The organism is Allopusillimonas ginsengisoli, assembly GCF_004153455.1.
Classification (GTDB): Bacteria; Pseudomonadota; Gammaproteobacteria; order Burkholderiales; family Burkholderiaceae_B; genus Allopusillimonas; species Allopusillimonas ginsengisoli.
Genome location: NZ_SDQE01000001.1, coordinates 521,176 through 546,353, shown reverse-complemented (window position 1 = coordinate 546,353; position 25,178 = coordinate 521,176). Strand labels below are relative to the sequence as shown.

General features: G+C 58.4%; 21 protein-coding genes. 9 read left to right on the top strand and 12 right to left on the bottom strand.

What is annotated here, in order from left to right; genetic code table 11:
- The first annotated feature begins 35 nt into the window (after positions 1–35).
- From ppk1 to pstB, 5 genes are all read left to right on the top strand, one after another.
- Positions 36–2,105: a polyphosphate kinase 1 gene (gene ppk1, locus ERE07_RS02810; RefSeq protein ID WP_130007279.1), complete on the top strand. Its 2,070-nt coding sequence runs from the start codon at positions 36–38 to the stop codon at positions 2,103–2,105.
- Positions 2,106–2,272: 167 nt separating this feature from the next.
- The gene (gene pstS / locus ERE07_RS02805; RefSeq protein ID WP_130007278.1) at positions 2,273–3,316 is read left to right on the top strand and encodes a phosphate ABC transporter substrate-binding protein PstS; all 1,044 of its coding nucleotides are present in this window, start codon (positions 2,273–2,275) and stop codon (positions 3,314–3,316) included.
- Between the two features lie 149 nt (positions 3,317–3,465).
- The gene (gene pstC / locus ERE07_RS02800; RefSeq protein WP_130007277.1) at positions 3,466–4,404 is read left to right on the top strand and encodes a phosphate ABC transporter permease subunit PstC; all 939 of its coding nucleotides are present in this window, start codon (positions 3,466–3,468) and stop codon (positions 4,402–4,404) included.
- A 15-nt stretch (positions 4,405–4,419) separates the two neighbouring features.
- Entirely contained in the window at positions 4,420–5,280 is an 861-nt protein-coding gene (gene pstA, locus ERE07_RS02795) for a phosphate ABC transporter permease PstA (protein WP_130007276.1), read from the top strand.
- A 39-nt stretch (positions 5,281–5,319) separates the two neighbouring features.
- On the top strand, positions 5,320–6,096 hold the full coding sequence (gene pstB, locus ERE07_RS02790) for a phosphate ABC transporter ATP-binding protein PstB (RefSeq protein ID WP_130007275.1): 777 nt from the start codon (positions 5,320–5,322) through the stop codon (positions 6,094–6,096).
- Between the two features lie 76 nt (positions 6,097–6,172).
- Here the strand turns inward: pstB and ERE07_RS02785 are convergent, their stop codons facing one another.
- From ERE07_RS02785 to ERE07_RS02755, 7 genes are all read right to left on the bottom strand, one after another.
- On the bottom strand, positions 6,173–7,972 hold the full coding sequence (locus tag ERE07_RS02785; RefSeq protein WP_130007274.1) for a gamma-glutamyltransferase family protein: 1,800 nt from the start codon (positions 7,970–7,972) through the stop codon (positions 6,173–6,175).
- The gene (locus ERE07_RS02780) at positions 7,972–9,474 is read right to left on the bottom strand and encodes an ABC transporter substrate-binding protein (protein WP_130007273.1); all 1,503 of its coding nucleotides are present in this window, start codon (positions 9,472–9,474) and stop codon (positions 7,972–7,974) included. Before ERE07_RS02780 ends, ERE07_RS02785 begins: the two co-directional genes overlap by 1 nt.
- Before the next feature lie 63 nt (positions 9,475–9,537).
- The gene (locus tag ERE07_RS02775; RefSeq protein WP_425330953.1) at positions 9,538–11,478 is read right to left on the bottom strand and encodes a dipeptide ABC transporter ATP-binding protein; all 1,941 of its coding nucleotides are present in this window, start codon (positions 11,476–11,478) and stop codon (positions 9,538–9,540) included.
- 13 nt (positions 11,479–11,491) lie between these two features.
- The gene (locus tag ERE07_RS02770; protein WP_130007272.1) at positions 11,492–12,370 is read right to left on the bottom strand and encodes an ABC transporter permease; all 879 of its coding nucleotides are present in this window, start codon (positions 12,368–12,370) and stop codon (positions 11,492–11,494) included.
- On the bottom strand, positions 12,367–13,311 hold the full coding sequence (locus ERE07_RS02765; protein ID WP_130007271.1) for an ABC transporter permease: 945 nt from the start codon (positions 13,309–13,311) through the stop codon (positions 12,367–12,369). The genes ERE07_RS02770 and ERE07_RS02765 overlap by 4 nt, the downstream gene beginning before the upstream one ends.
- A 28-nt stretch (positions 13,312–13,339) precedes the next feature.
- Positions 13,340–14,848, bottom strand: a complete 1,509-nt coding sequence (locus tag ERE07_RS02760) for an ABC transporter substrate-binding protein (protein ID WP_130007270.1) — start codon at positions 14,846–14,848, stop codon at positions 13,340–13,342.
- Between the two features lie 24 nt (positions 14,849–14,872).
- Positions 14,873–16,501 carry a gamma-glutamyltransferase family protein gene (locus ERE07_RS02755; RefSeq protein WP_130007269.1) on the bottom strand — a complete coding sequence of 543 codons (1,629 nt, stop codon included), beginning with the start codon at positions 16,499–16,501 and terminating at the stop codon, positions 14,873–14,875.
- 94 nt (positions 16,502–16,595) lie between these two features.
- Here ERE07_RS02755 and ERE07_RS02750 point away from each other — a divergent pair, with 94 nt between their 5' ends.
- Entirely contained in the window at positions 16,596–17,492 is an 897-nt protein-coding gene (locus ERE07_RS02750; RefSeq protein WP_130007268.1) for a LysR substrate-binding domain-containing protein, read from the top strand.
- Between the two features lie 118 nt (positions 17,493–17,610).
- Here the strand turns inward: ERE07_RS02750 and ERE07_RS02745 are convergent, their stop codons facing one another.
- The 3 genes from ERE07_RS02745 to ERE07_RS02735 all read right to left on the bottom strand — a co-directional run bounded on the left by ERE07_RS02745 (position 17,611) and on the right by ERE07_RS02735 (position 19,016).
- Positions 17,611–18,021 (bottom strand): DoxX family protein, encoded by a 411-nt coding sequence (locus ERE07_RS02745; RefSeq protein WP_130007267.1) that lies wholly within the window; start codon positions 18,019–18,021, stop codon positions 17,611–17,613.
- A 34-nt stretch (positions 18,022–18,055) separates the two neighbouring features.
- Positions 18,056–18,484 (bottom strand): AMP-binding protein, encoded by a 429-nt coding sequence (locus ERE07_RS02740; RefSeq protein WP_130007266.1) that lies wholly within the window; start codon positions 18,482–18,484, stop codon positions 18,056–18,058.
- Between the two features lie 100 nt (positions 18,485–18,584).
- Positions 18,585–19,016 carry a hypothetical protein gene (locus tag ERE07_RS02735; protein WP_130007265.1) on the bottom strand — a complete coding sequence of 144 codons (432 nt, stop codon included), beginning with the start codon at positions 19,014–19,016 and terminating at the stop codon, positions 18,585–18,587.
- Between the two features lie 47 nt (positions 19,017–19,063).
- Here ERE07_RS02735 and ERE07_RS02730 point away from each other — a divergent pair, with 47 nt between their 5' ends.
- From ERE07_RS02730 to ERE07_RS02720, 3 genes are read left to right on the top strand one after another with little or no spacing between them, the layout of a single operon-like run.
- Positions 19,064–19,987 carry a LysR substrate-binding domain-containing protein gene (locus ERE07_RS02730; RefSeq protein ID WP_130007264.1) on the top strand — a complete coding sequence of 308 codons (924 nt, stop codon included), beginning with the start codon at positions 19,064–19,066 and terminating at the stop codon, positions 19,985–19,987.
- A complete protein-coding gene (locus tag ERE07_RS02725) occupies positions 19,987–20,757 on the top strand; it encodes a 5'-methylthioadenosine/adenosylhomocysteine nucleosidase (RefSeq protein WP_130007263.1) in 771 nt (256 codons plus the stop codon). Before ERE07_RS02730 ends, ERE07_RS02725 begins: the two co-directional genes overlap by 1 nt.
- 51 nt (positions 20,758–20,808) lie before the next feature.
- The gene (locus ERE07_RS02720) at positions 20,809–22,458 is read left to right on the top strand and encodes an acyl-CoA synthetase (RefSeq protein ID WP_130007262.1); all 1,650 of its coding nucleotides are present in this window, start codon (positions 20,809–20,811) and stop codon (positions 22,456–22,458) included.
- A gap of 21 nt (positions 22,459–22,479) precedes the next feature.
- Here the strand turns inward: ERE07_RS02720 and ERE07_RS02715 are convergent, their stop codons facing one another.
- A complete protein-coding gene (locus tag ERE07_RS02715) occupies positions 22,480–23,484 on the bottom strand; it encodes an extracellular solute-binding protein (RefSeq protein ID WP_130007261.1) in 1,005 nt (334 codons plus the stop codon).
- Between the two features lie 23 nt (positions 23,485–23,507).
- Positions 23,508–25,169 carry an ABC transporter permease gene (locus ERE07_RS02710; RefSeq protein ID WP_130007260.1) on the bottom strand — a complete coding sequence of 554 codons (1,662 nt, stop codon included), beginning with the start codon at positions 25,167–25,169 and terminating at the stop codon, positions 23,508–23,510.
- Positions 25,170–25,178 lie beyond the last annotated feature (9 nt).

Genomic DNA, 25,178 nt, shown 5'->3' with positions numbered 1-25,178 from the left:
GTAAAAACAACCGCCTGTCGTGAAACGGAATATATATGTCTGCCGAGTTGCCGGATCCGCTCTTGCTCAATCGTGAATTGTCTCTGCTCAAGTTCAATGAGCGCGTGCTGGCCATGGCCGAAAATCCGGCCACGCCGCTGCTGGAGCGTTTGCGCTATCTTTGTATTGTCAGTTCCAACCTGGACGAGTTCTTCGAAATTCGTATTTCAAGCCTGAAGGAGCAGCAGCGCCAGTCGCCAAATGTGATCGGACAGGATGGCTATACGCCGGGCGAAGCGTTTGAGTGCGTGCAACGTGCCGCCCATGAACTGATCGACCGGCAGAACAGCTTGCTGACCAACGAAGTCTTGCCCAAGCTGCGGACGCAGGGCATCGATCTCATGGAGCCCGCCACCTGGAGCGAAGATCTCTACGAGTGGGCACATGGGCAGTTCAATCGGGAGGTGATGCCTATGCTCACGCCCATTGGACTGGATCCGGCGCATCCGTTTCCGCGGGTGTATAACAAAAGCCTGAACTTTATTGTGTCGCTGGCGGGCCAGGATGCATTCGGCCGTCATGCGGCAATTGCCATCGTGCAGGCGCCAAGAGCGCTGCCACGCTTGATGAAAGTGCCCAACGAAGTCTCGGGCATTCCCCATGGCTATATTCTGCTGTCGGCGCTGATCAACGCGTTTGTTGGCGATATTTTTCCCGGGCTGGATGTCAAGGGTGTATATCAGTGGCGGGTAACACGCAACAGCGACCTGTTCGTGGACGAAGAAGAAATCACCAATCTGCGCCAGGCCTTGCAAGGCGAGCTGTCACAGCGCAATTTCGGGGCTGCGGTGCGGTTGGAAATCGATCACACCATGCCACCCAAGCTCGAGGCTTTCCTGCAACAGGAGTTTCTGCTTCAGCCCCAGGACACCTATCGCGTGAGCGGCCCGGTCAATTTGTCGCGGCTGATGCAGCTGTGCAATGTTGTGGATCGCGCTGAGCTGCTGTTTTCCGATCACAGGCCCGCCATGCCCGCGCCATTTGATCATGCGCTGGACAAGCCTGACGAGCTGTTCGCCGCGATCGCGGAAAAGGATCGCCTGCTGCATCATCCTTACCAGTCCTTCCAGCCCGTGCTCAATTTTCTCACAGCGGCAGCCATGGACCCGTCCGTGGTTGCCATCAAACAGACGATTTATCGTACCGGCGAAGATTCCGAGCTGATGACGCTGTTGCTGGCGGCTGCACGAGCGGGCAAAGAGGTGACGGTGGTCGTGGAGCTGATGGCCCGCTTCGATGAGCAAACCAATATCAACTGGGCGGCTCGCCTTGAAGAGGTGGGGGCGCATGTCAGCTATGGTGTGGTTGGGCACAAGACTCACGCCAAAATGGCGCTGGTGCTTCGGCGCGAAAAAGGATTGATTCGACGCTATGGCCATTTGGGTACGGGCAACTACCATCCGCGCACAGCCAGGCTGTATACCGATTTTGGCTTGCTGACGGCCGAGCCCCAGTTGTGCGCGGATATGGATAAACTGTTTTCGCTGCTGACCGGGCTGGGGGCGAGACGCTCGCTGAAGATGCTGCTTCAGTCGCCTTTCACCTTGCATGAAACCATGATGGCGCTGATTGCCACTGAAGCGGCCAATGCCCAGGCGGGCCGCAAAGCGCGCATTATGGCCAAGATGAACTCGCTGCTCGAACCCGAGATTATCGATGCGTTATACAAGGCCAGCCAGGCGGGCGTGAAGATCGATCTGGTGATACGCGGCGCGTGCGCCCTGCGGGCCAAAGTGCCTGGTCTATCGGACAATATCCGGGTGCGTTCCATTATTGGGCGTTTTCTGGAGCACTCTCGCGTGTTTTACTTTTACGCGGGCGGCGAAGAAAAAGTGTATCTGTCGTCGGCCGACTGGATGGATCGCAACTTCTTCAGGCGTGTTGAGGTTGCTTTCCCGATACTCGATAACGTATTGAAAAAACGGGTTATTTCCGAGTCGTTCACGATGGCGCTGCGGGATAACCAGCTTGCATGGCGGGCGCTGCCCGATGGCACCTATGTAAAGGTCAGCGGTCGGGCCCGTCCGTTCAATCTGCACACAGAACTGGTCAGGAAGCTGGGATAGCAGGCGCTGCGTTGCAAGGTCTTATTTTGGCCAGTGGCCAGGCCGCGATAAACTGTCACGAACATGTCATATTGAATGTCACGAACATGTCATATTCGGCCTTTACTATTTCGTCTGAGCAGGGATAAACCTGTAACAATCAGTTTCCAGTCCAAGAGGATTCCTCCATGTTTAGACGAGTTTTTGTACAAATTTCTGTCGGGATCGCCTTTGGTGCGGCCTCGCTGGCAGCACATGCTGCCGATATCACCGGCGCGGGGGCCTCATTTCCTTACCCCATCTATGCGAAATGGGCGGCCCAATATCAAAAGGATACGGGCCATCGCATCAATTACCAATCCATCGGATCGGGGGGCGGTCAGCAGCAGATCATCGCCAGGACGGTTGATTTTGGCGCATCGGATGATCCCATGAAGGGTGAGGCGCTGGACAAGAATGGTTTGTTCCAGTTTCCGGCCATCATCGGTGGCACGGTGCCGGTGATCAACGTGGCGGGCATCGAGCCGGGCAAGCTCAAGCTGTCAGGCGAGGTGCTGGCGGATATCTTTATGGGCAAGATCACCAAGTGGGACGACAAAGCCATCAAGGCCATGAACCCCGACCAGAATCTGCCTGGCGCTTCGATCATCGTCGTTCATCGCTCGGATGGTTCGGGCACCACGTTCGGATGGACCAACTATCTGTCCAAGGTTTCTTCGTCCTGGAAAGAAAAGGTCGGTGAAGGCAAGGCGGTAAAATGGCCCACCGGTCAAGGTGGCAAGGGCAACGAAGGTGTTGCCGCGTATGTTCGCCAGCTCAAGAATTCCATCGGCTACGTAGAGTACGCTTACGCCAAGCAGAACAATCTGGCCTGGACGCAGCTCCAGAACCTGGATGGCAAGTTTGTGCAGCCTTCGCAAGAAGCTTTTGCCGCCGCGGCTGCCAACGCAGACTGGAAGAGTGTGCCAGGCATGGGTGTGGTGCTGACCAATGAGCCGGGTGCGGAGTCCTGGCCTGTGACGTCGGCCAGCTTCATCCTGGTCCACAAAACACAGGACAAGCCTGAATCGGCGATCGAGGTTCTGAAGTTCTTTGACTGGGCCTTCAAGAATGGTGACAAGATGGCTCAGGAGCTTGATTACGTGCCTATGCCGGATAACGTAACAGCTCAGATCACCGAAGGCTGGAAGCAGGAAATCAAGGCAGCCGACGGCGCCGCGATCTGGAAGTAAACAGGCCGGGCGGCCTTGGGGCCGCCGGTCTCCTGGCGACGGCGCCGCGAACACGGCGCCGTTGTTGTTGTGTGACAATGCGACAGGTTGCCGTAAGGCCGGGGCAACCTGTTTTATAGTAGTGGCCCCTGCGAAAACCAGAAATCCACATGAAAAATGACAGCAACGCGTTCATGGACGCTGTGTTCAGAAACCTGACGCGCACCTTTGCGTTCCTTGTTTTCATCCTGCTGGGTGCGATCATGGTGTCGCTGATATATGGCAGTCGCGAGTCCATCGCTGCCCATGGCCTGGCTTTCCTCTGGACCAATGAATGGGATCCGGTCCAGAATGTATATGGTGCCCTGGTGCCTGTGGTGGGCACGCTGCTTACCTCGGCCATTGCCTTGGTGATCGCGGTGCCGGTCTCGTTCGGCATTGCCATGTTCCTCACCGAGCTCTCTCCCACCTGGCTGCGCCGCCCGCTGGGTACTGCCATCGAGATGCTTGCCGCGATTCCCTCCATTATCTACGGTATGTGGGGGCTGTTTGTCTTTGTGCCGCTGTTCCAGGAATACGTGCAGCCTGGCCTGATCGATCTCTTCGAGGGCGTGCCGGTGCTGGGCACCATTTTTGCCGGCCCTCCGTTTGGCATTGGCGTGTTCACGGCGGGCCTGATTCTGTCCATCATGATCATCCCCTTTATCGCAGCGGTGATGCGCGATGTGTTCGAGCTGGTTCCGTCCATGCTCAAGGAGTCCGCTTACGGCTTGGGCAGCACAACCTGGGAAGTCGTCTGGAAGGTGGTGTTACCTTTCACCAAATCCGGTGTCATTGGGGGCATCATGCTGGGCCTGGGGCGTGCGCTGGGCGAGACCATGGCGGTTACCTTTGTGATCGGCAACGCGTTCAATCTGCCGAATTCCATTTTTTCGCCCTCCAACTCTATTGCGTCCGCCCTGGCCAATGAATTCAATGAAGCGGGCGGCATGCAAAAATCCGCGCTGCTGGAATTGGGCCTGATTCTGTTCCTGATTACCACCGTCGTTCTGGCGCTGTCCAAGCTGTTGCTGCTTAGACTGGGCAAGGGCGAGGGCACAAAAACCTAGACGGAGATTCTGACAATGTTTAATTCCGATTCCGTCGTCAGTCTGCGCAATCCGATCTACCGGCGCCGGCTACGGTTTAACCGCGTGATGCTGGCACTCTCCGGTGGAACCGTGGTGTTCGGTCTGTTCTGGCTGTGCTGGATCATTCTTACGCTGCTGCTCAAGGGGGGCGGGGCATTGTCCCTGACCTTGCTGACAGAAAGCACGCCGCCGCCGGGTGCTGATGGCGGTTTGTTGAATGCCATTTTGGGCAGCATCATGATCGCTGCGATGGGTACGGTCATCGGCACGCCTATCGGCGTGCTGGCGGGCACGTATCTGGCCGAATACGGCCAGCGTGGCTGGCTGGCGCCGGCCACACGATTTCTTAACGACGTGCTGTTGTCGGCGCCGTCCATTGTCATCGGTCTGTTCATCTATGCGGTATATGTGGCGCAGGTTGAGCACTACTCGGGGTGGGCGGGTGCGTTCGCGCTGGCGATACTGGTTATTCCGGTGGTGGTGCGGGCAACCGACAATATGCTTTTGCTGGTGCCCAACAGCCTGCGCGAAGCGGCTGCGGCGCTGGGCTGCCCGCAATGGCGGGTGATCATGTTCATCTGCTACCGTGCCGCACGCTCCGGCATTATCACAGGCATTCTGCTGGCCGTGGCGCGTATTTCGGGTGAAACCGCGCCGCTGCTGTTCACTGCGCTGAACAACCAGTTCATGTCTATGAACATGAACGCACCGCTGGCCAATTTGCCGGTGGTTATTTTCCAGTACGCTGCCAGCCCCTTCGAAGACTGGAACCGCCTGGCGTGGGCAGGCGCCGTGCTGATTACCCTGCTTGTGCTGGGCATCAATATCGCCGCCCGCAGCCTTTTCCGAAAATAAACGCTTAGGCCAAAGCCTAGCTTTGGCCAGGAACCGATCATGCAAACGACTCCTACCGCCGCCCGCAGCAAAATCGAAGTCCGGAACCTCAATTTCTACTATGGCAAGTTTCACGCAATCAAAGATGTGAACCTGTCTATCCAGGAAAACAAGGTCACGGCCTTTATCGGGCCCTCCGGCTGCGGCAAGTCCACCCTGTTGCGTACCTTCAATCGTATGTTCGAGCTATACCCGGGGCAGCGGGCCGAAGGCGAAATCAATCTGGATGGCGAGAACCTGCTGTCATCCAAAATGGATATTTCGCTGATCCGCGCCAAGGTGGGCATGGTCTTTCAGAAGCCCACGCCTTTTCCCATGAGCATCTACGACAACATTGCCTTCGGCGTTCGCCTGTTCGAGCGTCTGAGCAAGGGCGAGATGGACGAGCGGGTCGAATGGGCGCTGAGCAAAGCGGCGTTGTGGAACGAGGTCAAGGACAAGCTCAACCAGAGCGGCAACGGCCTTTCGGGCGGGCAGCAACAGCGTCTTTGCATTGCACGCGGCGTGGCGATCAAGCCAGAAGTGCTGCTGCTCGATGAACCTTGTTCGGCGCTGGATCCGATTTCGACCGCCAAGATCGAAGAGCTGATCGCCGAACTGAAATCCGAGTACACGGTCGTGATCGTGACGCACAACATGCAACAGGCGGCACGCTGTTCTGATTACACCGCCTATATGTACCTGGGCGAACTGATGGAGTTTGGGGAAACGGATCAGATTTTCGTAAAACCCGCGCGCAAGGAAACCGAAGACTACATTACGGGCCGTTTCGGCTGATAGTGTGCGAACAGCAGGCCGCCGACAGCCTTGTTTTGCACAAGGCTGGTTCGGCGGCCTTTTTATTGCGGTGTGATCAGCGGCCCACCGCGTAGGCCTGCAACAGGCGCGGCGAGGCGGCGGCATGCAAGAGGCCATCGGGATCGCGCGATGCCGCCGTCAGACGGCCGATCGTCCACTCGGGGGATTCCTCAATGTCGTGGCCGCGATTGCGCAAGTCCTTGATGACATCCTGGCCGACGGTTGTTTCGATGGTGATGTTGGCCGGCTTGCGGGCCCGCGGATAGAACGAGCTTGGAAAGTGTTGGGTATGGAACAATGGCATATCAATGGCTTCCTGCAGATTCATGCCTTGGTGAAGATGCCGCAAGAACAGGACGAGCTGCCATTGTTCTTGCTGATCGCCGCCCGGCGTGCCAAATACCATATAGGGGTGTTCATCCTTGAACAGAAAGGTGGGGCTGAGGGTGGTGCGAGGCCGTTTGTTCGGTGCCAGCGTGCCAGGCAGGCCTTCTTCCAGCCAGAACATCTGCGCGCGCGTATTCAGCCCGAACCCCAGTTCGGGTATGACAGGCGAAGACTGCAGCCACCCGCCCGACGGCGTCACCGAAATCATATTGCCCCAGCGATCAATGGCGTCTATGTGCGTGGTATCGCCACGTTTTGCGGACAGCAGCGGATTGGAAGTGTCCATTGCGGAGCGCGGCGTGTCCTCCGGGGTTTGCGGTGACAGCCGCTGTAGTACATCCATGATGCGTGCGATCTGCGCTTCGTAGCCGGGCAGGGTGCCGGGACGCAGATCACGAGACGCCTCTTCTCCAATGAGGTGGCTGCGCGTCTGGTTGTAGTCATCGGATAGCAGCGCTTGTATGGGCACGTCGACAAATGCCGGATCGCCGTAATAAGCCTCGCGATCGGCGAAAGCCAGCTTCATGGCTTCGACCAGGAGGTGAATGAAGCGCGGATCGCCAGGCGCAAGACTGGCAATGTCGGTGTGTTTGAGCAAGGCCAGCGTCTGCAGGAAGACCGGGCCCTGGCTCCATGGGCCTGTCTTGGCCACGGTGATGTTGCCGTATTGATAGGTCAGTGGTGTTTCGTAGCTGGCAGACCAGCGCGACAAGTCGTCGCCTGTGACGACTCCCTTGTTGGTCCTGCCGCTTTCGTCCATGACTTCGTTCTGCGCCACAAAACGATCGATCGCTTCGGCGACGAAGCCGGTGTAGAACACCTTTCTGGCCTTTTCGATCTGCTGTTCGCGGTTACTTCCTGCGGACTCCGCTTCGGCCAGGACACGGCGCCAGCAATCGGCCAGGACAGGGTTGCAGAACAGCTTGCCGGCTTGGGGCGCTGCGCCGTCGGGCAGATAGACTTTGGCCGAAGTGGGCCAGTGCGTTTCAAAGAAATCCTTGAGATTGGCAATGGTGTTTGCGACGCGCGGCAGCATGGGATGGCCGTGCGCCGCATAATGGATGGCGGGTTCCAGGACTTCTCTCAGGGTTTTGCTGCCATGGTCGCGCAGCAATATCATCCAGGCATCGAATGCCCCCGGCACGACGGTGGCCAGCAGACCATTGCCGGGGATGAGCGTGAGGCCTTGCGCGCGGTAGTGCGCCAGGGTTGCGCCGGCGGGCGTCGTGCCCTGGCCGCACAGCACTTCTGTGCGGCCGGTTTTTGCAGAATAGAAAATACCGGGCACTTCGCCCGCGGGGCCGACCAGGTGCGGCTCGACCACGTGCAGCATAAAGGCGCTGGCCACGCAGGCGTCGAACGCGTTGCCGCCGCGCTCCAGCATCGCCATGCCAACCGTCGAGGCCAGCCAGTGCGTCGACGTGACGACGCCAAAGGTTCCGGTAATTTCAGGTCGGGTGGTGAACATTACTTTCCTTTGAGGGTAAGGTTTTTTAGGCGAACCAGACCATCGGGATAAGGGATGAAGCCTTCCACGTTTTTTTGAATGCCAAAGGTCCAGGGCAGATAGTAGGTATAGAAAATCGGATGCTTGACCTGCATCTGTGCCATGAACTGGCTATACAACTGCTGGCGCTTGTCGACGTCGAGCTCCTGTCGCGCCTCATTCAGCAAGGTATCCATGTCTTTGTCGCAGAATTTGCCGTCGTTCAGGCTGCCCTTGCATGATACATACTGGAATACATTGCCGCTGGGATCCACGCGGCCCGACCATCCGGCTTGCGCCAATTCGAAATCACCGCGCGCCAGGGTGGACTGCAGTGCCGCGAATTCCATGGGGCGCAGGCTGATATCAAAACCCACTTCGCTGCCCATGGCTTGTATCAGCTCGAACACTTGCTGCATGATGGTGTTGTTGCCATAGGAAATCTCGACTTTCACGCGATCAAGGCCGGCCTCTTTGAGCAACGCACGTGCTTTCTCCACATCGCGTCCTTTACGCTCCACGGACGTGTCGTAGGCAAAACTGGCTGGCGGAAAGGGCTGAAAGGCGGGCTGGTACAGGCCCATGCCGACGATCTGGTTGATGGCATCGCGATCGATGGCCAGGTCGAATGCCTGGCGTACGCGCTCGTCCTTGGCAAGGGGATTGTCTGCGCGTGGGCCATTGGCAAAGTTGACGGAGATTGCCTGAAAGCCCAGGCCGGTGACCGGCATGAACTCAAGATTGGGATCCTCTTTGACGGTTTGCGCATCGCTCGGTGCAATGCGCTCCGCAATATCCAGGTCGCCGGCGCGCAGGCTGTTCAGCCGCACGGTTGCGTCAGGCACAGGCTTGAACACCACTGTGTCAAAGTGATAGCTATCGGCATCCCAGTAGTCGGCAAATTTTTCAAGCGTGATATGGTCGTTCTGAACGCGGTTCGCAAATTGATAGGGGCCCGAACAGACGGGATTTTTGCCCGGATCGCTGTCGAAACTGGCAGGCGATTGCATCATACCGGCGCGATCCGATAGCTGCGACAGCAGAGAGGCATCAGGTTCGCTCAGGTGCAGCACCACCGTAGTGCTATCGGGGGCATCGACGCTTTCGAGCGTTGCCAGTTCACTTTTGCGATTGCTGTCGGGCAGCGTTTTGGCGCGTTCCAGATTGGCCTTGACGGACGCGGCGTCGATGGGCGTGCCGTCGTGATAGACAGCGCCTTCGCGTAGCGTCATTTTTAATGTTTTATTGTCTTCCCACTCCCAGGCGGTGGCCAACTGCGGCGTAAATTCAAGATCTGGCGTAATGTCGACCAGCTTGTCGCACAGCGACGCAAAGACGATTCTGCCCACAAAGGTTCTGGATCGGGCCGGATCCATCTGGTCCGGGTCGTCCTGCAGGCCGATGCGCAAGGTGGTTTGCGCCAATGCGGTGCTGGAGAGCAGCAGGCTCGCCACCAGGGCCAGTTTGAATGCGTGTTTATGCATGAGAGGTCTCCGGTTTGGAAAAACGGTATGCGTATCTGTGAACGGCCCTGCCACGACCTGGGGTCAGTACGCGCCAATAGCGTGTCGGGCGACGAAATGTCCTTCACTGACCTGCACCAAGGGCTGAACCACCGGTTGGTCGTCAACGCTTCTGACAGCGCTTGGAATTTCGTCCACCATCAGCGAGTGTGCGCGGTGGCGATAGCTGGGGTCAGCCACCGGCACGGCGGCCATGAGCCGTTTTGTATAGGGGTGCTGCGGGTTCTCAAAAATAGCGCGACGCGGTCCGATTTCAACCACCTGGCCCAGATACATGACAACAACCCGATGACTGATGCGTTCGACAACGGCCATGTCGTGCGAGATGAACAGAATGGATAGACCCAGTTCGCGCTGAAGGTCCAGCAGCAGGTTGACGATCTGTGCCTGTATGGAGACATCGAGCGCGGAAACGGATTCGTCTGCGATGACGACTTGCGGATTCAGTGCCAGTGCGCGCGCGATACATACGCGCTGACGCTGTCCACCTGAAAACTCATGCGGATAGCGGTCGGCCATTTCTGGCGTGAGACCACACTTGTCCATGAGCCAGTGCACCCGTTCCATGGCCTTTTTGCCTTTGGCCACGCCGTGGATCAGCAGCGGCTCCATGATGGAGTAGCCCACCGTGACGCGAGGGTCGAGCGAGGCGAAGGGATCCTGGAAAATGAACTGAATATGCTTGCGCAGAGCCTGTTTCTGGCTGCGCGACAACTGGCGGAAGTCTTGCCCGCGGAAGGTCACCTTGCCTTCCCGTATGGATTCCAGCTGCGCCAGGGAGCGGCCGGTTGTCGTCTTGCCGCAGCCGGATTCGCCAACAATCGCCAGCGTTTCGCCGGGGTACAGGTCGAAGCTGACTTGCTCGACGGCGTGTATGCGATGGCGAACGCGGCCGAAGATGCCGCTGGCAATATCAAAGCGCGTGACCAGTTTTTCCACCTGCAGGACAGGCGGTTCATCGTAGCGCGCAGTGCTGGCGGTGTGTTCGGCGCCTGCACGCTGAGTTTGTACGCCAGCCGGGGCGGGGTCGGACGGAACAGGGGAAGGGGATATCGTTGACGAAGATGGTGAAGCTGCCGTCAGGGGGGCTTCCAGCGCGTGTTGGCCGGCGTCAATCAGCTGAAACGGCGCGGGCTCGCTGGTGTTCTTCATTGAGCCCAGCTTGGGGACCGCCGCCAGCAGGGCCCGTGTATAGGGATGGCGGGGATTGTTGAATACGGCGTCGGCGTCGTTCTCTTCAACCTTATCGCCCTTGAGCATGACCATAACCCGATCGGCGACTTCCGCCACGACGCCCATATCGTGTGTGATGAAGATTACACCCATCTCCATGTCTTGCTGCAACTGGCGTATGAGTTGCAGGATCTGAGCCTGGATGGTGACGTCGAGCGCGGTTGTTGGCTCATCGGCAATCAGGACCTGAGGCTTGCAGGACAATGCCATGGCGATCATGATGCGCTGGCGCATGCCGCCCGATAACTGATGGGGATAGCGGCTCAGCACGGCACGGGCGTCGGGAATACGCACGACTTCCAGCAGGCGCAGGGCTTCTGCGTTGGCGGCATGATTGTCCATCCCCTGGTGCAACTGCAGGGCTTCGGCAATCTGTCGTCCTGCGGTGAAGCTGGGATTCAGCGATGTCATGGGCTCCTGGAAGATCATGGCAATATCGGCGCCCCGGATTTTGCGCATTTCCAGTTCTGTCGCCTTGGCCAGATCCATCAGCGTGCCGTTGCGTCGGCGCAGCAGCATTTCACCCTGTGCAATATGGCCGCCGCCGAATTCCACCAACCGCATCAGCGAAAGCGATGTGACGGATTTTCCTGAGCCGGACTCTCCCACAATGGCCAGTGTCTCGCCTTTGCTGACATGAAAGGAGAGATTCTTGACGGCCTGCACGGTATGCTCCGGCGTGCTGAATGCAACGCTCAGATTTGAGACCTGGATAACATGTTCGTCTTGCATCGTCTGCATATCGTCAGTGGTCTTGGCGTGGATCCAGCGCATCGCGCAGGCCATCGCCCAACAAGTTGAATCCGAACACTGCGAAAAATATCGCACCGCCGGGAAAAATAGACATCCACGGCGCCTGTGTCATGAAGTTCTTGGCGGTATTGAGCATGGAGCCCCAGGACGGGTTGGGCGGCTGCAGGCCCAGACCCAGAAAGGACAGGCTGGCTTCAGCAATGATGGCGCTGGCGATCATGATGGTCGCCTGCACAATGAGGGCGGGCATAACATTAGGCAGGATGTGGCGCAGGATGATGCGCGTATTGGATGCGCCGAGCGAGCGCGTGCTTTGCACATAGTCTTCGTTCTTGATGGCCAGTACCTGGCCGCGCGACAGCCGTATGAACAGCGGCGCCGCTGACACCCCGATGGCAATCATGGCATTGGTCAGGCTGGGGCCAAGAAAGGCGGCGAGCGCGATGGCCAGAATCAGAAAGGGAATAGACAGCAGCGCTTCGGTGGCACGCGAAATGCAGCCGTCGATCAGGCCGCCAAAGTATCCGGCCAGCAATCCCAGCGGAACGCCCGCCAGCAGGGCGATCAGCACAGAACACATGCCGGCCAGCAGCGATGCCCGGGCGCCGTATAGCATGCGGCTGAAAATGTCGCGGCCCAACTCATCGGTGCCCAGCCAGTGCGTGGCCGAGGGAGCCTTGCGGATGGCCGTGAAACTGACCTGCGCGGGATCGTAGCTGGACAAAAAGGGCGCCAGGATGGCGACCACGATAATGGTCAGCACAATGGCAGCGCCCAGCATGGCCGAGCGGTTGCGCTTGAATTTGCTCCAGGCGCGGTTGCGGCGGCGTTCAGGCAATGCCGGCGCGGCTTCGATGGCGTGCGAACTCATGAGTACCTCAGCCTTGGGTTAACGAGTGTGTACAGCACATCGGCAACGAGCGTAAGTACGATAAAGCCTACTGCAATGCACAGCACCACGCCCTGCACCACGGCGTAGTCGCGATTGAACACGGCATCCACCAGCAGCTTGCCAAAGCCGGGGATACCGAAGATCTGCTCAGTGAGCACCGCGCCGGCAAGCAGTTCGCCAAACAGAATGGTGACCAGCGTGACAATGGGCATGAGCGCATTGCGCAAGGCATGGCGCAGTACGACAATGCGCTCCGACGCGCCCTTGGCCCGTGCAGTGCGCACGTAGTCGGCCCTGAGCGCTTCGAGCATGGCTGAGCGAGTGTGACGCATGAGGTAGGCGCTGATGGCGGTGGCCAGCACGATGGAAGGCATCAGCATGGTCTTGAGCGATAGCCATACATCGGTGCCGAGTGGCACATAGCCTGATGCGGGCAACCATCTGAGCCAGACGGAAATGATCATGATCATGACGATGCCCAGCCAGAAATTGGGGATGGACATGCCCGACAGCGCAAAAAGATTGGCGGCGAATTCCGTTCGCGTGCCTTTGCGCACGGCCGCCAGAATACCGAGCGGTATGCCGACCAGAATCGCAAAGAACATGGCCATGACCGCCAGCTGTATGGTGACAGGCAGTTTGTTGGCAATCAGTGAGGTGACCGGGATGTCGGTGCGCAAAGAGACCCCGAGATTGCCTTGAGAGACTTCTTTCATCCATGCGAAGTACTGCACGGGCAAGGGGTCGTTCAGACGGTATTTTTCTCGCAGAAAATCGAGCACCGCGGGATCCCGCTCTTCGCCTGCCATGGCGAGAACCGGATCCCCTGGCAGAATCTTCTGCAGTCCGAATATAACGATGGAGACGAGAATTAGCGTCGGTATCGCTACGATGACACGACGCAGAATAAGTTTGAACATGCAGGGGTCCCGCTGGGCTAGGGAGCGATCATTTGAACGATACGCCCTTCAGGCGGATCATGCCGTCCGGATAGGGTTCAAATCCTTGTACCTTATTGCTGGTGGCAAATGGCCAGGGCTGATAATAAATGTACATGCTGGGCAGTTCGTCCTGCAGTATGGCCTGCGCTTCGTCGTAGACCGCCTTGCGCTGCGCAACGTCCGACACCGTGCGTGCCTTGTCGAGCAGTTCGTCTACCTTGGGATTGCAGTATTTGCCATCGTTCAGCGTGCCCTTGCAGGTTACGAAGGAATAGATGTTGCCGTCTGGATCGACACGGCCCGACCAGCCACGCATATCTACCTGAAACTTGCCCTGGGCCGATTCGGACAGCATGGCAGCGTACTCGGTAGGCCGCAGGCTGAGCTGAATGCCTGCCTGAGCCGCCATGGCCTGCACCATCTGGGCAGTAGATGACTCAATGGTGTTGTTGGCGAACGTAAGCTCGGCTTGCACGGTTTCTTTGCCTGCTTCTTTGAGCAATGCCTTGGCTTTCTCGATATCCGGATCGCGGGCGGGGAACTTGTCGCTATGGTAAGGGCTGGCCGGCGGGAAGGGCTGCTGCGCGGGCGGGAAGATGCCGCCGCCAATCACCTCGCTGATGGCCTTGCGGTCTATCGTAAGCTGAAAGGCCTGGCGTACGCGTTTGTCGTTGAAAGGATTCGTCTTGGCGCGTTCGCCGTTGCCTACGTTGAACATGAATTGCCGGAAACCGAGGCCTGCGACGGGTTTGAACGCCAGCGTGCTGTCTTCCTTGACTTGCGCGACATCCGTGGGGTTCAACCGCTCAAGGATGTCAATGCCGCCGGAGCGCAGATTGGACAAGCGAACCGTTGAATCGGGAATGGCGACGTACTCGACCTGCTTGAACGCAAAGTCGTCGGCATCGTAGTACTCGTTGAACTTCTCAAGCACGATGCGATCATTCTGCACGCGCTTGACGAATTTATAGGGCCCTGAGCAGACCGGGTCCCGGCCTATCGTGGATTCGCTGTCGGGCGCGTCGAAGTTGGCCGGCGAAAGCATCATGCCAGCACGATCGGACAGTTGCGCCAGCAGCGGAGCGTCGGGCCGCGCAACGGTAATGACAAGCGTCGTGGCATCTGGCGCGTCGACCTGCGTTACCGATGCCAGCTCGCTCTTGCGCTGGCTGGAGGGCAGGGTGATGGCTCGCTCCAGGTTGGCCTTGGCGGCCTGGGCGTCGAACTTTGTGCCGTCGTGAAACACGACATCATCGCGCAGCTTGAAAGTGAGCTTGGTGCTGTCTTCATTCCAGGACCACGAGGTGGCCAGCCTGGGCACAAAATTGAGCTTGGCGTCGATATCCACCAGCTTGTCGCACAGCGAAGTAAAGACAATGCGCGCCGCGTAGGTGCGGGATCGGTGAGGATCCAGCGTATCCGGATCGTCTTGCATGCCCACACGCAATACCTGCGCATGGCTCGCCGCGGCGGCGCCCAACATCAGGCCGCCGAGCAATAGGGTGATTCGTTTCATGAGTTTGTCCCCTCTCTTATCGTATTAGAAGCCGACAGCCTGGCCATCTCTGCGGCCGTCGCTTGCCGCGACATAGCCGGCGTCGGCATCGGTATCCGACAACCGCCAGATGAATTGGCCGGCGCCAAAGTCCATGTACGGGTCGTACACCGAATGGAAGGTATGCCCCAGCCCCTTGAGTCCCTCTACCACATCATTGTTCATGCTTGACTCAATGTCCAGCGTGAAATCCCTGTTGACTTTCCAGCGTGGGGCGCAGCAAGCAGCCTGCGGTTGCTGGTCGTAGTCGATCATGCGTACCAGGGTCTGCAGGTGCCCCTGCGGCTGCATGTCGCCGCCCATGACGCCAAACCCCATGACTGGCTGGCCGTCTTTGCTGAGGAAGCCGGGGATAATGGTGTGGAAAGGGCGTTTTCCGCCTTCGACCACGTTGGGCGATTGCGGGTCCATCGAGAATCCCACTCCTCGATTCTGCATGCTGATGCCGGTGCCCGGCACAACAATCCCGGAACCAAAGCCCATATAGTTCGACTGGATGAAGGAAATCATCATGCCGTTTTCGTCGGCGGCAGAAAGGTAGATGGTGCCTCCGGCTGGCGGACGCCCCGCTGCATAAGAGCCGGCCTGGTCCAGCCTGATGAGTTTGGCACGGCTGTCCAGATAGTTGTCGTCGAGAAGCTGCTCGGGCGCCAGCTTCATGCTGCGCCGGTCTGAAACGTGATGGTACAGATCAGCAAAAGCCAGCTTCATGGCTTCGATCTGGATATGCTGAGACTCGACGGAATCCACCGGGTAATTGCGCAGATCAAAGCGCTCGGCAATGCCCAGGGCGATCAGCGCAGCAATGCCCTGGCCGTTGGGCGGGATCTGGCTCACGGTATAGCCGTGATAGTCCTTGTCGATGAGGTCGACCCATTCGGGCTTGTAGCTGCGCAGGTCGTCCAGGGTCATGGCACCGCCGCACTCGCTGCTGAACGCTGCGATCTTGTCGGCCAGTTCGCCTTCATACATGTCGCGGCCATAACTCTCGGCAATGCGCTTGAGCGTGTTCGCGGCATCGGAGAAGCGGAAGTTTTCGCCTATGCGTGGTGCGCGGCCTTCTGGCATGAAGGCGCGGGCAAAACCGGGCTGGTCCTTGAGTTCGTCGGCAGCCTTGGCCCATTTTCCGGCCACAACGGGTGGGATGATATAGCCGCGTTGGGCAATTTCTATGGCGGGCTCGAACAGCACATCAAAGGGCAGTTTGCCGAAGCGCTCGTGCAGTGCGGCCCATCCGGCCACGACGCCGGGAACCGTAACGGCATCCCAGCCGCGGATGGGACGCTTGGCCAGGCCGTCGTCGCCGACGCCATATTTACGCTTGAAGTATTCAACATTCCACGCAGCGGGCGCCGGGCCGGAGGAGTTCAGGCCGTGCAGCTTCTTGCCGTCCCACAGGATGGCGAAGCAGTCTCCGCCGATACCGCAGGAGACGGGTTCGACCAGGGTAATGGTGGCGGCGGCGGCAAGGGCGGCGTCGATAGCGTTCCCGCCTTTGAGCATCATCCGCAGGCCGGCTTGTGCCGCAAGGGGATGCGAGGTCGCCACGACATTGCGCGCGAACAGCGGCGTACGCGTGGACGGATAGGGATTGGCCCAATTAAAGTTCTTCATGACACAGGTTCCGGCATTTGTCGAACCATATAAGCTACTATCAATCAATCATTACAGCAATTTAAATTGTTGAATCAATCCACAAGTTTTTCTTATGAGCAATCTCAGATTCATGCGCACCTTTGTCGCGGTGGCGCGGCTAGGGTCTTTTTCTGAAGCGGCCGAGCATGTCGGCTTGTCGCAGGCGGCCGTCAGCCTGCAGATGCGTGCGTTGGAGCAGGAATTCGGCCGCGAGCTTTTTGATCGGTGCGGCCGGCTTGCTTTGCTCAATACGGCTGGGCAGGAGCTATTGCCCGAGATCAAGAAATTGCTTGAGATGTATGAGCGCATCAAGCAGCCCAATCCTCCGGATGGGCAGTTTCAGGGACAACTGACGATTGGCGCGATTGTCTCCTGCATGAATATCCTGGCGCAGATCGTTTCTCAGTTGAAAACCGAGCATCCGGGGCTGGGCATCCGGCTGGTGTCAGGCAAGTCGAGCGAGCTGGCGCAAAAGCTTGAGCATGGCGATGTCGACGCCGCGTTCGTGGTGAACATGGGTAAGCGTACGGCCAGCGTACGCTGGTCATTGCTGCAGCATGAGCCGGTGCGGTTAATTGTCGCCGCGTCGGTCGAGGGCGACGATCCCAGAGAAATTCTGGCCCATCATCCCTTTTTGCGCTTTGATCGCACGCAGCATACGGGGCGCCAGATTGATCGCGTGTTGCAGAAGCTGGGCGTGACGCCTGACGACTTTCTTGAACTGAACGCTATCGAGCAGATCCTGAGCCTGGTCAGGGATGAAGTCGGCGTTACGATTTTGCCATTGCTGCACACAGTTGACTGGAGCGTCGGCAGTGATCTGCGGGTCCTGGCCTTGCCCGGAAAACTTGGCTCGTTGACCCGCGATGTAGGATTGATCGAGCCTCGCGGCAGTCGGCAGCAGAAAATCACACGCGCCATACTGGAACGATACAAACACAGCTTGGGAATGAAAGGTCTGATTCGCTGAAGGGTGCGATGGAGATGTTGCCCGCAGACGCAAAGGCTGACGCGTCGGCTGCAGAGGTCCTATAGCAAGCCGGCCTCAGGCCAGCTTGCGGGAATGCGGACTAAGCGATGGGGTTGCGTCAGTTACAGGAGCCGGAAGTGCCTGCCACACTGTAGCGACCTGCGCCCAGCAATGCGACCGCCAGGCTGCCAAACAGGAACAAGCCTTGCAGCTCCAGTTGCCAGCCGCCAGTACTGCTGAGCTGATACAGCTGGCTCGAATGCGCCAGCGCAAGCGCAAAAAGCATGTTGATGACAATGAGCAGCCCGCCAATCCGGGTGTATATGCCCACAATGAGAAGAAGCGGTGCGATGACTTCGCCGACATAAACCCCCCACGCGAAAAACGCGGGCAGGCCGTGGGAGGCAAGCATGGATTCTATTCCGCTGACCCCGTTCCTGAGCTTGGAGATGCCATGGAGCAAAATGAGAATGCCGATGGTCAGGCGCAAGACAAGTTTGCCGAGATTTTCCATTGTAGTAGGGGACATATGCCGCTCCGTATATGTGTTTAGGCGCGGTACATTATAGAGGGAGTGGCAGCGAGTGGTCGCGATAAGTTCGTACCAGGCCTTCGAACTGTGAAAACCGGATTTTGAAGTCTTCGTCGCATTGGATTTTGGCATCACCGTGCTCATCAACGATTAGCGTGCTGGGGAGGCTGGCTTCGAGCAGGCTATGCAGGCTCTCCAGGTCGGCCCGGGGGTCCAGCGGCACCACCACCTTGTCTGCCGCCTGAATGGCGAGCACGCTTACCAGATATTCCAGTGAATTTACGGCGCACAGCGCCACTCTGGAGCCTGGCGTAGGATCATTCATGTGGAGGGCGACCGCCAGCGCATTGACCGCGACGGCCAGTTCTTCGTAGCTGACCTGAACGTCGTTTTCATGCAATGCAATCGCGCTCCCGTGTTCTTTGGCAATATTTTTCAGATAATCAAGCGTACGTGTCATGTGTTGATAGTTCCCAGTGCCTAGTCTTGAGGGCTGAGTATAAAGACGACACGCGGGATTTGATCTGCCGGGAGCATAGGGGTTTGCCCTTGCTTCTGTTTCAGCGCCCGATGAGCGATATCAGTCTTTTTGCCTCCTGCGCCTGCTTGTGGGTGGTTTCATTAATAATCCAGGCGGGCGCACCAATATCCTGCAGGATGCGAGCATCCAGATGGGCAATATGTCGCCGCGAACGCGCCCAGGCAGCGTGGGTACGCTGTTTTTTTGTGTCGGCATTCAACGGACTTTCTGGCAGGGAACGCGCAAGCGAAAACAGGCGCCAGGGTAAAAGCACAAGAAACCGGCTTCCCATCACCCATGCGGCTGCAAACCGTTGCCATGGCGTCGGTAAACGCGCGCTGACGTGCGGCGATGTCGTCGTCTGCGCTGTTGTGCCGCCGCAGAGGGCGGAAAGCGTGTTTTGGGCTTGACAGTCGAGGTTCATCACGATGGTCTCCGAGTAGGGAAAGTAGATACTGGTAAGGATAAGCATCCAGTCCTCGGCTGTGAATCAACTTGTTTTGAACAAGCTGGGCAGTTATGCTTACCAGCATGCGCATACCGCTCAGTACGCTTCCTGTTTTTCGTGTCGTCGCAGAACTGCAGAATCTGCGGGCGGCGGCCGATTGCATGCATCTCACGCATAGCGCGGTCAGTCAGCAAATCCGTGTTCTGGAACGCCAACTGGGTTTTCCTTTGTTTGAGCGGCGTGGCCGGCGTGTTGTGCTGAATGCCGCAGGCGCTGCGTTTCTGCGCAGTGTCCAGGCAGCCTTGCTTCAGATTGACGAGGGGGCCCAGGCAGCCGCTGCCGCCGCGTGTGGCGTGGAGCAGCGTTTGCGGGTGACGGTGTTGCCCTCATTTGCCCAGCGTTGGCTGCTCCCCCGGGTAGGGCGCTGGCACGCCCGACATCCAGACATCGCTCTGGAAGTCGACGTAACGCAGGGTCTTGTGGATCTCAAGCGTGAAGGATTTCACGCCGGATTGCGCCAGGGAGTGGGGCCGTGGCCGGGGCTGGTGTCTGAAAAACTGTTCGAAACCCCCACCTCGTTGATTCTGGTGGGCTGCGCCATTGATGCCCGGCGGCTGGTGGATGCGCCGCCCGCCGCTTTTCTGCGCGAACCGCTGTTGGGCGATCGGGCGGTCTGGAAAGCCTGGTTTGCCGCGGCAGGATTGGACGTCGATGTCAATCCGGTCGCTCAGTTCAACGATATGGGTTTGATGCTGCAGGCTGCCGAGCATGGCGTAGGCCTTACCCTGGCACGCGAAGCATTGGCGGCCGATGCCATACGCGACGGCCGTCTGATCCGGCTTTCGCCAGTGACCGTCGAGTACGAAATAGATCAAACTTACCATCTGGTGTATCCTCCCGCGCTGAACGACTGGCCGCCCTTGGTCGCCTTGCGCAACTGGATTGCCGATGAGTTGGCGCAGGCCCGACAAGATATGGAGAAGGACGAGGATTGATGAAACGAATCGGAATCATGGCGGCCCTGCATGGAGAGGTTGCAGGATTGTTGGCGGCAATGGGGGCGGGCGCTGAAGTTCGCCGGATAGGCGGTCGCGACTACTACTCAGGCCAGTTGCTGGGCAGCGAATGCGTAATTGTGTTGGCACGGGTGGGCAAAGTGGCGGCGGCTGCCACAGCCGTGACACTGATCCGAGAATTTAACGCAGGACAGCTTGTCTTTACCGGACTGGCCGGTGCCGTGGCGGATCAACTGCGGGTCGGCGATGTCGTGGTGGCCGAAAGCCTGCTCCAGCACGATATGGATGCCAGCCCCTTGTTCCCACGTTACGAGATCCCGTTGCTGGCATGCAGCAAATTTGCTGCGGACGCGGGCGCCTCTGATTTGCTGGCTCGATGCGCCACGGCCTATTTGCAAGAGGATTTCATGGCGCATGCGGGCCCCGATCTTTGCCGTCGGTTCGGCTTTGAGCAGCCTGCGGTGCACCGGGGCATGATTGTGAGTGGAGATCGTTTTATCAACGACGCGAGCGGCGTTGCTTCGCTGCGGGCGGAATTGCCCGATGCCCTGTGTGTGGAGATGGAAGGCGCTGCCGTCGCCCAGATATGCCACGAGTACGAAGTGCCCTTTGCTGTGGTGCGTACTATTTCTGATCGGGCAGACGACAGCGCCAGCCTGGATTTCAGCGCCTTTCTGGACCAGGTGGCCAGTGTCTATTCTGCGGGCATTCTGCGTCGTTACCTGGAGGCCAGCGCAGTGATCGCCTGACGCCGGGACTATACTCATATTCATAACAAATCATGAATATGAGGAGCCCCCATGTTGCCATCGTCACCTTCCAGCTACCAGGATATCCAGGACCGGTTTGCGTGGAATATTCCGCAGCGGTACAACATCGGGCATGACGCTTGCGGCAAATGGGCGGAGCAGGATGCCGACCGGCGCGCGCTCACGTTCATCGACGGGCAGGGCAAGGCGCATGATTACAGCTTTGGCCAAATGAACGAGGCGTCCAATCGTTTCGGCAAATTGCTGCTGGCGCAGGGCATACAGGTTGGCGATCGCGTGGGCATTTTGCTGCCGCAGGCGCCCGAAACCGCTTTTGCCCACATCGGTTGCTACAAAATCGGGTGTATTGCCATTCCTCTGTTTTCGCTGTTTGGTGCCGAGGCCTTGTTGTATCGCCTGGCAGACAGCGGCGCAACAGTGGTGGTCACCAACGCGGAAGGTGCCGCCAAGCTGGCTGGCATTCGCGATAAACTACCCGCGCTGCAGGTAGTGTTCACCATAGACGGCCCACAACCCGGCACCCTGGATCTGCATCGCGAAATGGCGCGGCACAACGATGATCTCAAGACGGCCGATACTGGCGCAGATGATCCTGCGCTCATTATCTACACGTCAGGCACGACCGGGCAGCCCAAGGGGGCGCTGCACGCGCATCGTGTCTTGCTGGGCCACCTGCCGGGCGTGGAGATTTCTCATAATCTGCTGCCCCAGGAAGACGATTGTTTGTGGACACCGGCCGACTGGGCCTGGATAGGCGGGCTGCTGGATGTGTTATTACCGGCCTGGCACCATGGCATTCCCGTTGTGGCTCACCGTTTTCAGAAGTTCACCCCCGACGCTGCCTTCCAGTTGCTGCAGGATTACAGCGTTCGCAATACCTTTTTGCCGCCGACCGCACTCAAGATGATGCGTACGGTCACGCACCCCGAAAGCCGCTGGTCGTACCGATTGCGTTCCGTGGCCAGTGGGGGCGAAACGCTAGGCAGCGAGCTGCTGGACTGGGGCCGTCGTACCTTTGGGCTGACCATCAATGAGTTCTATGGGCAGACGGAATGCAATATGACGGTGTCTTCGTGCGCTGATCTGATGCCGGTGCGTCCAGGTGCGATTGGCCGCCCCGTGCCAGGGCATCATGTTGCCGTGGTCGACGATGCGGGACAAGTCGTCGGCACGGGTCAGAGCGGCAATATCGCCGTCCGCGGGCCAGACCCCGTCATGTTCCTGCGGTACTGGAACAACGAGAAGGCGACCCAGGAAAAATACATCGGTGATTGGCTGATTACCGGCGATACCGGTCACCTGGATGACGAGGGTTATGTGCATTTTGTGGGCCGCAACGATGATGTGATTACGTCTGCGGGCTATCGCATTGGCCCCGGCGAAATCGAGGACTGCATTTTGCAGCACCCGAGCGTGAAGATGGTGGCGGTGGTCGGTGCGCCCGACGTCCAGCGCACCGAGGTGGTTGCTGCCATTATTGTTCTGCAGGATGGCCATGAAGGGGATGACGCCCTGCGGCGTGCCATTCAGCATCATGTCAAGACGCGGCTTGCGGCACATGAGTATCCGCGCGAAGTTTACTTTGTTCAAGAGCTGCCCATGACAACGACAGGCAAGGTCATACGGCGCGAGCTGCGCCAGTTGGTGGAACAGTGGCGTGCCGAGGCTGCCGGAGCGTGACGCCCAGGCAGCCAGAGGCGTTTACTTCCCAGCCTTATCCAGCGCTTTTTTCCAGGCGCCGATAATCGTGTCGTACTCGGCAGCCGCCTTCAGCGGATCGGTGGCCTCAACCTTGATATCCTTGAGATTGGGCAGTTCGGTCAGGGCAGCCACGTCGATATCGGCGCGGCTGGGGCGGCGGAAGTTATCGGTGAGCTCGGCTTCCTGTACGGCCTTGGACAACAGCACATCGTACAGCTGCTGCGCGGCCTGATCGCCATTCTTGGGGTTCTTGATGATGGCGACCGCCTCGGGCGCAACGAAAGCGCCTTCTTCGGGATAGACAATCCTGACTTCTTTTTGCCCGCCCGCGATATAGGCATATGCTGCGTATTCCATCGTGATGCCTACCGCATACTCGCCATTCGCAACGCTTTTGTACACCTGTGCGGAACTGCGCGAGACGTCCGCATTGGCGACAAGTTTATCGAAACCGTCCTGACCGAAAAGTTGATATAAGCCGTACATCTGATCATAGGTGCTGCCTGATGTGCCCGGATCGCCGACAATCAGCTTGCCTTTCCATTGCGGGTCGAACAGATCCGCCCAGCGCGTTGGGGCTTCCATCCCTTTAAGCTGCTTGTCATTGACCATGATGATCATGACGTGCACGTTGCTGCCGGCCCACAAATTGTCGGGGCCAATGAAGCGCTCGTCCAGATCTTTCATTTCGGGCGAGGCATAAGGCTGGAAGTTCTGCTTGAATGCGGCCATGGTGCCGAAGCCTGCTCCCCACACCACGTCGCCCAGCGGGTTGGCGGCTTCGGCTTCGATCCGCTTCATGAGCGCACCGGTGCCGGAGGTGACCTTCTGTATAGAAAGATCCGACGCCTGCTTGCGGGCGATATCCATCGCGGTGTCTATCGTCTGAACGTTGTTGGAGGTGTATACGACGGCGTCGGCGGCACTGGCTTGCGTGCCAAGCAGCAGGACGGCGCTTGCGAATGAGGCAGTGAGGCAGTGCCGGATAGAGCGTTGGCTGATCATGAGTGTCTCCTGATGTTTTATCGTTAACGGCTTGAGAACAGGTCGAGCTTGAGAAAACGCACGGCCAGGTAAATGGGCACAATGATGACCACCATGAGGATGACGCCATAGGCCGATGCCCGGGCGAGAAACCCCGCGTCAATCTGGCGGAACATCTGAATAGGCATGGTTTCCATGCCACCGTAATACAGGACGATGGTGGCTGAAATCTCCGCCAGCGATGTCACCCACATCAGTATGGCCGCGCCAAGAATCGCGGGCTTCATGACCGGCAGCACCACTTTGAAAAAACTCGCGATGGGCGACACGCCCAGATTGATGGAGGCTTCTTCGATGGAGTCGGGAATACTGTACAGCGAGGCGGAGGCGGAGCGTATCGAAAACGGCACTTTCCGAACGAACAGGGCGGCCGCCATGATGACCCAGGTGCCTGTCAGGATGATTGCTCCGCTGTTGTAGGTGTGAATGAGGGCAATACCCAATACTGTGCCGGAAATCGCCAGCGGCAGCATGACCACATAGTCCAGTATTGTGACGGCCAGCATGCGCTTTTTGACGATGAGGTAGCTTGCGATCGTGGCGAAACAGGTGCCAGCGATGGCCGCCACACTGGCCAACATCAGCGAATTGATGATGGGTTCCGGGGCGGTGCGCAATGCGCGGTCCATGTTTTCCAGCGTCCAGGTGCCGTATTGCATGACGGGGCCGCGCGATTTGGTGAATGCGCCAATCAGCACAATAATGGCCGGAATCATGGAAAAGGCCACAAAAATAATGGCCCAGAGGGTCAGCAATATGGATGACAGGCCTTTTGCCCGCACAGACAGTGGCGCGCGGCCCTGAGGCATTTGGTAGATTTTTCGTTCGACCACGCGTTTTTGCACGAACAGCACAAAACCCACCAGCACTACGGATACCACGCCCAGCACGCTTTGCATGATGGGATTGCCACCCATCTCCGACAGAAACGTCGTGTAAGTGAGCGAAGACAGCACATCCACGCGGCCACCCAATATCATTGGAATGGAAAAATTGTCGACCGCCAGTGTAAACACAATCATCGCATTGATCAGCAGTGCAGGCGCCAGCACGGGAATCGTGACGGTCAGGGTGCGTCTCAGGCTGCTGGCGCCCAGGTTCACCGCGGCTTCCTCAATGGCGCCATCGATGGCCTTGAGGGCGGCGAGCATGCCGATGTACACGTACGTGTAATCGTTCAGGATCAGCACGAATGTCATGCCAAACCAGCCATAGAACGAGGGAAGATCTATGCCGATGCTTTCGAGCGCGTGTCGGGCAATGCCATTGTTGCCCAGCAGCATGAGCCAGGCCTGCGACACCACGATATCCGGCAGAATGATGGTGGCAAGGGGCAACAGGGCCACGATGGTTTTGCCTGGAAACTCAAAGCGCGCCACGATATAGGCCAGTGGGGCGCCCAGCAGCACACAGCCCGCCGTCGACACCGCACCCAGGATGAGGGTGTTGATAAAGGCGTTGACATAGCGCGGGTTCTCAAAAAAAGTGCGAAACCCCGCCAGGCTTGGCTGGCCGGTTTGCGGGTCAATGGCGCTCTGATAAAACATCGATGCCAGCGGCCAGATGACCAGCGCCACGAGCACCAGCAGGCACAAGAGCGCGGGAATCAACCAGGGGGAGCGCAGCCGGGGCAGGGATATATTCATGTCGACCCC